Raw genomic sequence first — 12,639 nt, 5'->3', positions numbered from 1 at the left:
ACGTGTGGTGCCGGTCGTGTCCATCTTCCTCATGTCTGCAGCGGATATGATTCAGGTACGTATCATTGTTCCGACTGAAATATGCGGCCAGTCTATGTTGAGGAAATTCAGTATCACGGTTTGCGTGTATTGCAGTTGTACGAACTGCGTACCGTCTGGACGTTCTACCGTTTCTATCCAGAAAATCGCGTCCAGCCTGGTTGGATTGGCATTCGCAGTCAGGAAGGGGATGTTGACGATGCCACCCACTGGTATCGAGGTGACAGTCAGCACCGTGGTATTGACTATCTTTTGCCCCTGTATCGCATCTGTCAAAGCCTGGTTCATATTGGCCACATAGCTTTGCTTCATGCCTGGTGGCAGATTGGAATGCAGATAGGGATCAAGATACCCTAATGGCACATGTGCCATGCCAGGGCCGGTAGGTTTGGAGCTGACAGCGGCAATTTGCGGCCCGCCTGCGACTTTAAAAGCTGTTCCCTGTGCCAGCAAAGAGTCGCCGTGTGGAATCGTCGATTGCCTGACGATACTGGGACCCGCTTTGGGATTGCTGGTGGCAGGTACATTCAACCAGAGACCAGGTTCTATGTGCAGACCTTCCATGGTCGTGGCATCGTTGACCTGTTGCAGATAAGTCAGGCCAAAAATACCAATATCATCCTGGACAGAACCGCGGTTGGGAACCACACCACCTATGGCGGTGAATTGTATGCGCTCTGCTGTCGCATTCAGCATAAGGCGAAACGCCGTATTGTTTTGCTTGTTGGGAACGGCAATCAGATTGAAGCCACGTCCTGACCAGGTACCTTCCAGTTCGGCAAGCAGCCCTAATGGAGTTGAGTCAAGATTACCTGGGGGTGCTGCACGCCTGGGTGAATAGGAAGTCATTTCAAGATCCTTAGTGTAGGTGTTACATGGAAAAAATCTGATGAACGAACTTGCAGTCAAAAGCTCTCTTGCCTGTCAGAAGACAGATGAGGCAATCCCTGAGCTAATTTTGCTTGCTGAATAGTATAATAAAAAATACAACATAAAAATTGTATTTTCAATATTTAACTTTGTGTTTTTGAAAAGTGTTGCGGCGCGACTATGTCAATTGCACAGGGGAAATTGCGGGGGATTGATGTCAGATATGACGATACGAGCGAAAAAGCGTTGGTATCCGGAACCGGATGCCTTGGCAGTGGCTTTTGATGTTGCTTGATGAAGAAACCGGAAGCCAGGACTGGCTTCCGGTAAAATCAGGTGTTAGCTGACGCTAGATCATGCTGATTGATGCTAGCTGATACTTGCTACTTTCTGGCCTGCATTGTAATAAAGCTCAGGGATTTTTTTCTTGCTCAGCGCCATCATTGCCAGGCTGGCTGCCGCCAGCATGAACCAGTTCAGTCCTGGCATCTTCATGCTCTGGGCCATATCAAACAGCACGCCACCTGCCAGGCTGCCTACCATGGTACCCATGCTTTGATAAAACATTTGTTGCGACATCAGCCTGCCCGTATCTGCAGCAGATTTATTGGCAAAGCGTGCCACCAGTACATCCAGCGAGGGACCATAAAACACCTGGCCAAAGGACAGCAAGATAGCCGAGATGATGACTGCGACCGCACTATGGGTAAATACCACCATGATGGCAAAACTGAGAAACAGGCAGGCGTAACCTATCTTTAAAAAACGGAAATGGTCGAGGGTACGCACGGCCCGTTTGGAGATGGGGATCTGGAAAAAAATGATGACCAGAGCGGCCAGCCAGAATGGTGTGGAGACCGGTATCTCAGGCGTGAATTTGGGGATGTGCAAACTGAAACCTATCATAGGCTGCACGGCAAAACACCAGAAGACAGAATTTGACAGGTAAAACATCAATGGCAATTCTACCGGTTTGCCTTGCGCTTCATTGCCAGTCAGGGCAGTTTGCGCAGTTTGATCAGAAAGTGCTTTTTGCTCTTCTGCCAAATCAATCTCTTCATTTTCGCTGATGGCACGCATGGCAATCAACATGAATAAGCCATACAAAATAAAAGTGATGAAGACGATTAAAAACACCAGCTTCAATTGATCATGCGGGACAAAGCTGGCTGTCAGGTAACCACCAACCAGGCCCATGCGAATCGCAAATGCCAGCTTGCTGAACAGGGAGGTCTGATCCAGACCCTTGAGCTTCAATAAATAATTTTTCAAGCCAGGAAAGGACAAGCCACTACCCAGGCCCGCCAATAAAGCAAACAAGGCCAATGCCCACGCCTGTTGTAAATAAGCCATAAAATACAGGGCTATGCCTTCCAGCAGGATATTGCCAGTAATTGCCAGTGGGTGATTGGCCATGCGGGAAAACCTGACGCCCATGTAGGAACCAAGTACGCGCCCGAGATTCAAGCCAAACAAGATCGATGCCGCCCAAAAACCGGAAAAAGCCTTGCCTGTTTCAGAGACGATGATGGGGGTATACAAGGCAACGCCACCAGAGGCAATGGCGACACCTATGTAAATCAGATAGGAATTGAATACAGGGTTGAATTTCTTGGTTTGCATGGATCAGGGCTAGGCGCAGGGCGTGCGCCGGGGAAATTAAAGCAGAACGAGGCAATCGAACCGGATGGGCTCTTTATGTTGTGATGCCTGTCAACATAAAAAGTTCATCGATATTTGTGCAGTGCATATGCTTTAAATTGTACGCCTAATTTACAAACCCTGTTGCCGGGTCGCAATATGGCAACATGCCCTGATGCTGTAGCTCTAAATTTTCCCCAGATACAGCCAGGTCCAGGCTGCCAGCAAGCAGATGCTGAGCAAGAACAAACCAGTTGCCCCGTTCGGGCGCAAGATACCCATGTAACCGATGGCGACCGTGGTGACCCCTTTTTTAACCCGCTTCATGCTACGCCAGCGCTGTATGAATTTCAGCATGGACAAGACAAAGGTAAACGTCGCGCAAGACAGTAAAGTGACCCTGAAGACATTCAACAGATTGACTTCTCCCAGTGATATCTTTTTATAAACCAGACCGACAAGCGCCATGAGCACCGCCGCTGCAATCGAGATGGCAACATTCGCATACATGGATTTGCGGCTGGCAACAGCAGCATCTTCCAGTTCGCATTTCAGTAAATCTACCTTCTCATTAATAAGGGTCGAAGTTTCATGTTTGATGGCAAGAATACGCTGGTCTATCGCAGCGCCTATCTGTACCGTGGAATAATCAATAAGTTCCTTGATATCATCCTTGGTCATACTGCGCTGGCTATGAATCTCATCAGACAGCAGGGCGATATTCCTGTCTACCTGTTCACCAGCCTGACGTATGACTTCCGATAATTCATTACTGACTTGATGGATAGACCTGTCCACCAGTGGTGCCACCCGTTCATCAATGACACGGGCAAGGCTTTCTTCAAAATTAACGGATGCCTTTTTCAGATTGAGTGGGTCAAACGCCATCTTTTCTCCGGTGACAAGCTCGATTGTGTCCTTATCTGATGCCGTATCGTCAAATTTCAAGGCTGTGAACCATACTTCAGTATTGGCGACAAATTTACGCGGCTCAAGTATGGTGTCAAAAATGATGTTGACTAACAGTTTTTGGGAAAGTGTCACATGCGTAATTTACTGGTTTTATTATTGATCGTCGGCGCTGCCTGGTATTGGAAAAAGGGATATGGAAAGAATGATATTTCTTTCGATAAGACAGGTAGTCCCACGGTGGTCTTGTTTACTGCCCCGCAATGCGGCGAACATTGCCAGATCAGTGTGCGCTTCTTGCGTGAACGCGGCGTTCCTTTTGAGGAAAAGCAGGTCGTTCTTGAAGATGACAATGATAGTAATACCAAACTCTGGAAAAAATACAGTAGTGGGCAATTACCTGTCACCCTGATAGGCAATGAAAAAATCATGGGCAATTCCAAATGGGACATGATTGCCGCCCTGGGCCAGAATTTTGGCGATCAATATTTCACCCAGGCAGAGCGGACGTATTTCAAGAAACACTTCCAGGCAGATGGCAAGCCCAAGGTCGCCTTGTATGGCACGGACTGGTGCCCATCCTGTGCGCAATTACGCACAGACTTTAAAGATAGCCAGATTGATTTTGTTGATATCGATGTAGAAAAAAGTGGTGAATTCAATCAAATGACCAGAGTCATGGAGATACCCGGCTATCCTGCCACCTGGTTTGGCTACACCAGGGTTCATGGTACGTCCATAGGTGACGTCAAGCGTGCCATGTCCCCCTGATGCTGATAGCAATTGACATATCTCAACTATTTACGACCTTCACAAAGCATTGCGGTGATGTAGTCATTGTGAAGCAAGGTTGTAATAAAAAACCTAATACAAAGTCATTTTCTCAGTGGTGATGTAAGGACGACCTGTTTCAGGATTCGCCTCAACACATCTTTTCAATATGAAGTATGTATTCACGGCTTCAAATTTTTGCTTCCATGGCAAAAGTCTATTCAAGCAATCCCGACAGGTCAGTCAAGCGGGACTTGTACATTTTCAATTTCCTTTTTGTATAAATTCTATACGCTGCATCTTATCCCCTTGGCAATAAAGCATGTGCTTCCAATTGACCGAGTTGTTATGCCCAGGGCCGATTTCCTGATTCAGTTCAGACACATAATCAAAGGATTGCTTATTATGTTGATTAAGAAAATTCCCATTTTGCTTTGCGCGACGGCAGGCATGCTTGCCAGTTCCTTCGCTTCCGCTCAAGCTTATCTCGGCGGCTCTGTTGGGCAGAACGATACAGCCAATTACTGTAATTACAGCACTACTTGCGATTCCAAATCCACCAGCTTCAAGGTGTTTGGTGGCTATAACATAGACAAACATTTTGCTGTGGAAAGCAGTTATTTCTCTTCAGGCAAAACGTCAATCAACTCAGGCCTGGCACTTGGACATAGTGAACAAAAGAAGACTGGCTTGAGCCTCGCAGGTGTCTACAATCATGAATTTACTGAGGTGTTTTCCGGTTTTGCCAAGTTGGGCATTGCACGACTGAAGACGGAAACTTCATACGATACTTCTGGTTTGCCTGGATATACTGCTTCATATTCGCGTAACAATGCCTTGTACGGTGTGGGTGTGAGTTACAAGATCAATCCTAATCTTGCAGTTCGTGCAGAATTCGAGAAATACAATCCACATACGTTTTCGAATGGCGGGACCTCAAGCAGTAATTTGTCCGCTGGTCTGCAATACAATTTTTAAATAAATATCTGGCGTTGATGAGCGGATTTTTTTCATCAACGCCATTAATAAACATCCTGGGACAGTCTGTTACGAATGTTGCAGCTCAGTAGTGCTTCGCTTTTTCGCAGCTTTCTTTTCTTTTATTTTGGGTAGCGGCAAGGCTGCCGCTGTTGCGCGTGCCAGATTACTCAAGGCATCGCGGTCTTCCAGTAATTCACTATCGATCAGATACCATGGCTTGGCCTGCGGGTAGGGCGGGGCCTCAGTGATCGTTTCCAGCAGTTTCCGTCCCGCTGCTGTTGGTTTGATGAATAGCTGGTCATCACATATCAGCGCAAACATTTTCCCTGACATGTATAAGGCATACTCGCCAAACATTTTTTTTGCGATCACCTCGTCGCATGCATTTAACTGGTCAAGTATAAATTCAACAAAACTTGCGTGTGAGGCCATGATCTTATCCCGGGAAATTAGTCTGGACGTCGAAAATCATCTGCTATCCACGCCCTGGCATTTTGCTGGTTCAGTTTATAGTTAGGGGCTACCCTGACCCTGGCTATTTCGGTGTTGCCAGCATCTTGTGCACTCAGCCATGCATAGGGATCATCTTCGTCAGGGACGATGTCGAGCAGGATTTTGTAATCAGCATCTTCAGTTGCCACCATCAGGCTCTTGTGCAGAGTCGCATGCAATTGCTGCTCATGACGGCGTATCACTTCAGACGCAGTTTTTACCAGCGTCCCAAAGGCATTTGCATCCAGCGGCTTGGGATTTTTTTTATCACGCCCCATGGTCCATGGGCCAACCAGGGCAGGTTCTGGTTCACCATCCTTGATCATGGCGACGGCCCAGCCCTCATCATCATCGTTTTTGATGACTTGTGCAGTCCAGCCTTTGTCGCGCCATAAACGAGGCTCGTGGATTTTAGTGTCCTCTTCCTGAGGTGCGTCATCTTCTGCGCTGTAAGCGTTATTGTTCGTCAAGGCTGCTCCTGATTATTTTTACAGGCTGCATCCTACACTTAAGCTGTCAGTTTGTCTGAAACCTTCTGTAGCGTGACTGGCAGGGCAGGTAGGGCAGGCAATCCATGTCTGGCGCGGGCTTTTCGGCATTTGTCGTCACCGGCCTGTACTTCCCGGCAAGGGGATGGCCTTTGCTCATACATAGTGCATTTCACGCCCTTACCAACCTCGCCCATCAGCGCCTGGCAGTGTGGGCTGGCCTGGTTGGTGCCTGTCAGGCAAGAGTAAACAGGTGTTAATGCCTGGACCATGGAGTCCACAATTCCATGTGCATCAGCCTCTGCCCAATAAAATGACACCCTGAAACTGGCGCAGCATGCACCGCAATCAAGGCAAGGCTCGTGTTCCTTACTCATTTGTCTTTCCATAAGCGTGTTCAGCGTTCCTTTGCTAAGTTATTTGCAAGTAGCCAGTTATCGTATCGTCAAACTTTATGAAGTTGATAAAAGAAGAATTACTATTGTAATAATTTGTTGATTGATAAATACTCTATTTTTTGTAATATTTATTGTTCATCTTTGCTGGAAAGATCAAGTATGAAAATTGTGGCCTGCCTTTTCTTCTTTCTGTTTGCCAGCCTCACCTCGCAAGTTCATGCACAAGCCCCCGCAGATAGTCTTAAGCCCCAGGCAACACAAACCCTGGATGCTTTGAAGGCCACGATAGAAAAAATTCGCAAAGAGACCAATACGCCGGCAGTAGGCATTGCACTGGTCAGCAAGGACGGGCCATACTGGCTGGCAGGTCTGGGTGAGGCAAATCTTGAAAAACATGTCAAGGCAGATGAAAACACCTTGTTTCGCATAGGTTCGGTGTCAAAGATGTTTGTCGGACTGGCAGTGCTGAAACTGGTGGAAGAAGGCAAGTTGCATCTCGATGACAAGCTCAGTGCCCTGGCCCCAGAAGTTGAATTCAAGAACCCATGGGAAACCAGCAGGCCAGTACTGCTTGTACATTTGCTTGAACATACCACTGGCTGGGAAGATGGCCATCTGGTCGAAGCAGGCTTTAAGGCACCGGATAACATCAGCCTGAAAGATGATCTGGCGTTTCATCCGCATTCAAGAGTCTCGCGCTGGATGCCAGGCAGCCGCTATGCCTATTGCAATAGCGGGCCAGTGGTAGCTGCCTATATAGTCGAAAAGATCAGTGGCAAGAAATTTGAAGACTATATGCAAGAGACATTCTTTACGCCATTGCAAATGCCCACTACCAGTTATTTTGAAACTGAGAATGTCAAACGGCTGGGCGTAAAGCAATATGCAGATGGCCAGGTGGAAGCTTATCGCCATGAACTGGGAAGACCTTCAGGCTCGATTAATTCTTCGGCCAGAGAAATGGCAAATTTCCTGCAGTTGCTGATTTTGCGCGGCCAGTTTGGCGGGCAGCAATTGCTGTCGGCGTCATCAATAGATCGCATGGAGCAAGGCAAAACCACCACAGGAGCAGCCAAGGGCATCCTGCAAGCTTATGGTATTGCCAGTCATGCGTATGGCTATGATGGCTACCAGGTGCCATTCTATGGGCATACTGGTCATTCTGGTGCTGGCCTGACGCGTCTTGCTTATGCCCCTTCTTTGCAGCAAGGTTTTGTGATTATGCTGAGCGCAGAAAATTACGATGCCGAGAGCCGCATGTCTGCCGCCATACAAAAGTTCCTGCTAAAAGACACCGTAAAAAAAGCCTTGCCAGACAAGCCCTTGCCGCCAGCGTTTCAGCAACTTGATGGCTGGTATCAGCAAATCAACCCGCGCTATGAAGTGCTGCGCTATATCGCAGATGTCATGAGTTATACCAGGTTTAGCGTCGTGGGTAACAAACTACAACGCACTTCATTGTTCGAAGGTGATGAGAGTGAAGATGGTGCATACAATGAGCAGTTGTTGATGGATGCAGATTCTGGCTTACCCAAGATCGCCATTGTCAATGACCCCCTGGCTGGTGAAGCGGTGCAGATAGAGAATGATCTGTACAAGCGTTTGTCGCCGCTGCATTTTTATGGATTGCTGGCACTATTTGGCACATGGCTGGTTTTTATCTTATTGAATTTTGTCATGGCCGCTATCACGGGTTTGCGCCGTATAGCTGGCAAGGGCCAGCCCATAGCAAATGCCCGCTTGCTTTTCATGCCCGTACTGGCCAGTCTGATCTTGATCTGGTTCAAAAATTCAGGCGCAATTTTTGGTAATGCAGCGGCGCAGTGGGGTAGTGTGTCAGCAACTTCGTTGAATGTCATGTTAGGCAGCCTGGCTTATGCTGCGGTATCGCTGTATTGCCTGTGGCTGGCTTTCCAGCAAATCAGGATATCTGCGAACCGTTATGTACACTGGTATGCATCGATACTGTCAGTCTTGCATGCAGGCATCGTGGTGTATTTGCTGTGTTACGGCATAATAGGCATCAGAACCTGGGCGTGAGAATTGCTGGTGGCAAAACCGGCGCACGCAACAGCATCATTGCTTTGAACAGTTAACAAAATACTGAGCAGGCAGGTATAACACCTGCTCAGCACAAGTCAGCATCAGTCTGATTAGACTGATGACGCTGGTCATGACACTCTGCATCCCCCTTTTTAAAGACTGGCCTCACACACAAGAAAATTGTGTGAGGCAAAGCATTCTGTTCCACAAAAATCCACATTCATTCCCGTAATTTGTGCTTCCGTCTCAATCTGCCTCCTTTCAAATTCTGATTTATCTATATTGCGTCATGTGTATCCAGGCTGCTGCACCACACGGTGATGAGCCTGGTCCTTGCGCAGCGTAGTAAATCCACAGATCCCTATGGAAGAGGGTCTGGTTTTGTTAACCCTGAATCAGAAAGTAAATTGAAAATGAAAACAGCACTCCGTCTCCTCCCTATGAAATTGCTGATGGCTACACTGGCGCTAGGCGCGTTTCAGGCACATGCTGCGACTTCCATGTCCGATGCAGAGATACTCAGCGTTCTCAAACAGCGCATTGATACAGAAAAGAAAGGCGTTGGTATTGTGGTCGGTGTTGTTGACGAGAAGGGCAGCAGGGTGATCAGTTATGGCTATGCCAATCTGGCAGATCGCCGCCTGGTCGATGCCGACACCCTGTTTGAACTTGGCTCCATCACCAGCGTATTTACAGGTGTGACCTTGATGGAAATGGCAGAAAAAAGCGAAATCAGATTAAAGGATCCATTGGCAAAATACCTGCCTGATACTGTTACCGTGCCATCTTCCGACGACAGGAAAATTACCCTCGCCGATTTGTCTGCCCACCGCTCTGGCTTGCCAGCCTTGCCAGCCAACCTGAAGCAGAATGGCAGTGATAATCCCTACACAGGTTTTACGACCAGCAAGGCCTATGAATTTTTGTCCGGTTATCAATTGAAATATGATGTCGGCAGTCGCTACGAATACTCAAGCTTTGGCAGTGGCTTACTGGCTCAGGTACTTAGTCAGCGTGCTGGCACAGACTATGAAACTCTCGTGAAAAACCGTATTGCCGCGCCTCTGGGCATGACGGCAACAGGCGTCACGCTGAATGCTGACTTGCAAAAGCGCATGGCGACAGGTTACAGCGGTAAAACACAATTTTCTGCCGTTTCAGGCTGGAGCTTCAGTTCATTTGAAGGTGCAGGCGGTTTGCGTTCATCAGCTAACGACATGCTCAAATTTGTTGCCGCTAACATGGGTCAAACCAATGTTCCATTGAAAGACACCATGCGCAAATTGCAGGAGCCATTTGAACCGGGTAACCGCCTCTTGCTGGTCTGGGGTGGCTACAACAATAAATTCGGTAGTTCCATTCTGGCGCAAGAAGGTAAAACTGGTGGCTATAGCAGCTATATGGCCTTCGATAAAAAAGCGGGTAAAGGGGTGGTGATATTGTCGAATGCAGATATCAGTGTCAGCGATATAGGCAATAAAATCATCAATAGTGAATTTCCGCTGGCACAGTGAATTGAGGGCGGCAGGCAAGCATTATCCATCAAGGATGGAAATGCGATCTGCCTGCCACTGTTGACTGTGAAATATCCCGTACCATCAATGAGATTGTTGCTGATCTTGCTCTTACAACAGAATTTTATGGATTCGGGTGAGCCACATCTTTAGCGGATGCATGCACATGTTTGTCCCACATGCCTAGCAATGCCTGTTCAAAGTGCCGGGTAAATTGCTTTGCATCGTATATTGGACCAGCCAGCGTGCGCTCGCGCAGGGTAGCGCGCAGTTGTGCCAGTTTTTCAAGATCAGTAGCATGAAGGATAGCACGTCTGACATAGTCATCTTCAGATGTGGCAATCCAGTCTTCCAGACCAGCGTATGTCAGCAAACTGGCACCCTGGAGTGAAGACATGCGATCGCCTGCCAGATTGAGCGTAGGCACGCCCATCCAGAAAGCTTCGCATGTGGTTGTACCACCGCCGTAGGGAAAAGTGTCGAGTATGATATCGACCTCAGCATGGGCTGCCAGATAGGCGTCTCTTGAGCCTGGGCCAAACATGCTGATGCGCTCTGCGCTTATGCCATGCTGGACGAATCTATCCAGCATTTTTTTGCGCTCTGATTCAGTACCCAATTGCCAGCATTGGAATCGCAATTTGGCATCAGGCATGCGCTGAAAAATTCTTGCCCATAATTGCAAAGTGAAATCATTGAGTTTCCTGATATTTTGAAAGCAGCCAAACGTTATATAAGCATTTTTAAGTGCGGGTAGAGCAGAAACTGAGGATAGCAAATCATTTGTCGCAGGTGGTGTGAGGCACAGTCTGGTCGATGGCAAATACCAAATTTGCTCGCTGAAATACTCATTATGATTGTCCGGCACGGAAATCCTGTCTGCCAGGAGATAGTCCATGCCAGGTACACCTGTAGTAGCAAAATAACCCAGCCAGCTTACTTGTAGTGGAGCAGGTTTGAATGCGAATACTGGCAAGCGGTTGTGCGCGGTATGACCAGCAAGATCAATGAGTATATCGATGCCATCTTCATATATCATGTGTGCAGCACTGGCATCATCGATATCTTCAATCACTTTCCATCCGCTGAAAAGCGGTTTGATGCGCGCAGTCAGCGCATCATCGCGTACTTTACTGGAGTAAGCATACAGTTCCATCTGCCGCAAATCGATGTTCCTGATGACGTTTTCCAGAAAGAAGCCTACGGGGTGCAAACCAAAATCGCCAGAAACAAAACCGACTCTCAAGCGCCTGTGCTCCTGATTTGCTGGAAGGCACTTCCATGTTGTATAGGCCTGTGCATGGATAAGCAGTCTGGAGGTATACCTTCTGACCTCATCCTGATATTGCTCAGGCGTTACGAGGTCACCAAAGCTCAAGTTAAAAAGCATGCTGCTGTATGCATCAAAATAGTCAGGATCGATCTCTAAGGCTGCCTTGTAGCATGCTATTGTTTCACTGTGCCTGCCAGTATCTCTGAGAAGATTGCCCAGACTAACCAGAGCCCAGGTCCTGTTTGTGAAATCCAGCGCACAAGCTGTACGGAAACTTGCCTCGGCTTCGTCCAGTTTGCCTAAGTCAGAATAGGCTTTACCCAAATTGTAATGGGCGAGCCCTGCATCTGGCTTGATGGCCACTGCTTGCAAATAGGCAGTGACTGCCTCTTCATTTCTTGATTGCGAGGTGAATACAGTCCCCAGATTGTAAAATGCTTCATACCGGTCTGGCGCAACTTCCAGTAACCTTCTGTAACTGGCTTCAGCCTCTGCCAGCTTTCCCTGTCCCTGCAGTATCCAGGATACATGCCAGATTGAATCTGCATGGTCGGGTTGCATTACTAGCGCCAGGTTATATAAGCGCAAAGCGGTATCGAATTGTTTGCGATCAGTTTCCAAATTAGCCATCAAGAGCAGCAAGCCAACTTCTTGTGGAAATTTCTCAACAGCAGCGGAAGCGAGCGAATGCGCAGCAACTTTATCTTCTGTCTTGATGTAAGTCTCGATCAGGTCATAATAGGCATCGAGCATGTTGCCGTCTAATTCAAGGGCTTTTTGAAATTCTGCTATAGCTGATGAATAGTCCGCCTGCCCTTTGGCAAGCATTCCCTTGTTGTAGTAAATGTAGGCGTCGCTTGGGTCCAGCTTCTGCGCTTGATTGAGCATCTTTGCCGCTTCGGCATATTGTTCTTGCATCCGCAAAGCTACACTAAGATTGATGTAGGCATCTGCAAATGTGGGATGAATGCTGATAGCTTCCCTATAGCATTGTTCCGCCTGAGCAATTGTGCCAGATGTCAGTAAATTGTCAGCCTGGTTTTTCAGGCTATTCGCCTTACTTACTTGCTCTGCCACCTGTGGCTCTTGCTTTGCTGGTGTTGCTCGCGTTGCAGGTCCTGGTACCTCTTTGCTGCGGAACAAGTTTAGAATTTTTCCAAACATTTTCTGATCTTGACGGTAGATTTCGTATCTGGTCGATTATCGCAAAATCCCATTAT

The 12,639-nt window shown here is 47.7% G+C and carries 11 protein-coding genes; 4 read left to right on the top strand and 7 right to left on the bottom strand.

Features of this window, described 5'->3' with window-relative positions:
- Positions 1-51: 51 nt before the first annotated feature.
- The 3 genes from DFR42_RS21925 to DFR42_RS21915 form a co-directional block, all read right to left on the bottom strand.
- Positions 52-888 (bottom strand): heme-binding protein, encoded by an 837-nt coding sequence (locus tag DFR42_RS21925; RefSeq protein WP_110257189.1) that lies wholly within the window; start codon positions 886-888, stop codon positions 52-54.
- A 390-nt stretch (positions 889-1,278) separates the two neighbouring features.
- A complete protein-coding gene (locus tag DFR42_RS21920; RefSeq protein WP_110257188.1) occupies positions 1,279-2,532 on the bottom strand; it encodes an MFS transporter in 1,254 nt (417 codons plus the stop codon).
- Between the two features lie 204 nt (positions 2,533-2,736).
- Entirely contained in the window at positions 2,737-3,594 is an 858-nt protein-coding gene (locus DFR42_RS21915) for a hypothetical protein (protein WP_110257187.1), read from the bottom strand.
- Between DFR42_RS21915 and DFR42_RS21910 the strand changes: the two genes are divergently transcribed.
- The gene (locus DFR42_RS21910) at positions 3,595-4,230 is read left to right on the top strand and encodes a glutaredoxin family protein (RefSeq protein ID WP_110257186.1); all 636 of its coding nucleotides are present in this window, start codon (positions 3,595-3,597) and stop codon (positions 4,228-4,230) included. It begins immediately after the preceding gene.
- Between the two features lie 405 nt (positions 4,231-4,635).
- Positions 4,636-5,208 carry an outer membrane beta-barrel protein gene (locus DFR42_RS21905; protein ID WP_170133632.1) on the top strand — a complete coding sequence of 191 codons (573 nt, stop codon included), beginning with the start codon at positions 4,636-4,638 and terminating at the stop codon, positions 5,206-5,208.
- A gap of 69 nt (positions 5,209-5,277) precedes the next feature.
- On the opposite strand, the gene DFR42_RS21900 is transcribed toward DFR42_RS21905, so the two are convergent.
- From DFR42_RS21900 to DFR42_RS21890, 3 genes are read right to left on the bottom strand one after another with little or no spacing between them, the layout of a single operon-like run.
- On the bottom strand, positions 5,278-5,643 hold the full coding sequence (locus DFR42_RS21900; RefSeq protein ID WP_110257184.1) for a TfoX/Sxy family protein: 366 nt from the start codon (positions 5,641-5,643) through the stop codon (positions 5,278-5,280).
- Positions 5,644-5,660: 17 nt separating this feature from the next.
- Complete coding sequence (locus DFR42_RS21895; protein ID WP_245937045.1) at positions 5,661-6,173, bottom strand: hypothetical protein; 513 nt, start codon at positions 6,171-6,173, stop codon at positions 5,661-5,663.
- Positions 6,174-6,211: 38 nt separating this feature from the next.
- The gene (locus DFR42_RS21890) at positions 6,212-6,568 is read right to left on the bottom strand and encodes a YkgJ family cysteine cluster protein (protein ID WP_211324391.1); all 357 of its coding nucleotides are present in this window, start codon (positions 6,566-6,568) and stop codon (positions 6,212-6,214) included.
- Positions 6,569-6,748: 180 nt separating this feature from the next.
- On the opposite strand from DFR42_RS21890, the gene DFR42_RS21885 reads away from it, so the two are divergent.
- Entirely contained in the window at positions 6,749-8,629 is a 1,881-nt protein-coding gene (locus tag DFR42_RS21885) for a serine hydrolase domain-containing protein (RefSeq protein WP_110257182.1), read from the top strand.
- Between the two features lie 416 nt (positions 8,630-9,045).
- Positions 9,046-10,146: a serine hydrolase domain-containing protein gene (locus tag DFR42_RS21880; protein ID WP_170133631.1), complete on the top strand. Its 1,101-nt coding sequence runs from the start codon at positions 9,046-9,048 to the stop codon at positions 10,144-10,146.
- Positions 10,147-10,270: 124 nt separating this feature from the next.
- On the opposite strand, the gene DFR42_RS21875 is transcribed toward DFR42_RS21880, so the two are convergent.
- Positions 10,271-12,496 (bottom strand): tetratricopeptide repeat protein, encoded by a 2,226-nt coding sequence (locus DFR42_RS21875; protein WP_170133630.1) that lies wholly within the window; start codon positions 12,494-12,496, stop codon positions 10,271-10,273.
- Positions 12,497-12,639: the final 143 nt, after the last annotated feature.

It is taken from the genome of Undibacterium pigrum, from assembly GCF_003201815.1.
In the GTDB taxonomy this organism is placed as follows: domain Bacteria; phylum Pseudomonadota; class Gammaproteobacteria; order Burkholderiales; family Burkholderiaceae_D; genus Undibacterium; species Undibacterium pigrum.
This window is presented reverse-complemented; position numbering and strand designations above follow the sequence as displayed.

Bases quoted from the DNA above. Each gene is read 5' to 3' on its own strand.
- DFR42_RS21910 (WP_110257186.1), top strand. From the start codon at position 3,595: ATGCGTAATTTACTGGTTTTATTATTGATCGTCGGCGCTGCCTGGTAT.
- DFR42_RS21905 (WP_170133632.1), top strand. From the start codon at position 4,636: ATGTTGATTAAGAAAATTCCCATTTTGCTTTGCGCGACGGCAGGCATG.
- DFR42_RS21925 (WP_110257189.1), bottom strand. From the start codon at position 888: ATGACTTCCTATTCACCCAGGCGTGCAGCACCCCCAGGTAATCTTGAC.
- DFR42_RS21900 (WP_110257184.1), bottom strand. From the start codon at position 5,643: ATGGCCTCACACGCAAGTTTTGTTGAATTTATACTTGACCAGTTAAAT.
- DFR42_RS21890 (WP_211324391.1), bottom strand. From the start codon at position 6,568: ATGAGTAAGGAACACGAGCCTTGCCTTGATTGCGGTGCATGCTGCGCC.
- DFR42_RS21880 (WP_170133631.1), top strand. From the start codon at position 9,046: ATGAAAACAGCACTCCGTCTCCTCCCTATGAAATTGCTGATGGCTACA.
- DFR42_RS21920 (WP_110257188.1), bottom strand. From the start codon at position 2,532: ATGCAAACCAAGAAATTCAACCCTGTATTCAATTCCTATCTGATTTAC.
- DFR42_RS21885 (WP_110257182.1), top strand. From the start codon at position 6,749: ATGAAAATTGTGGCCTGCCTTTTCTTCTTTCTGTTTGCCAGCCTCACC.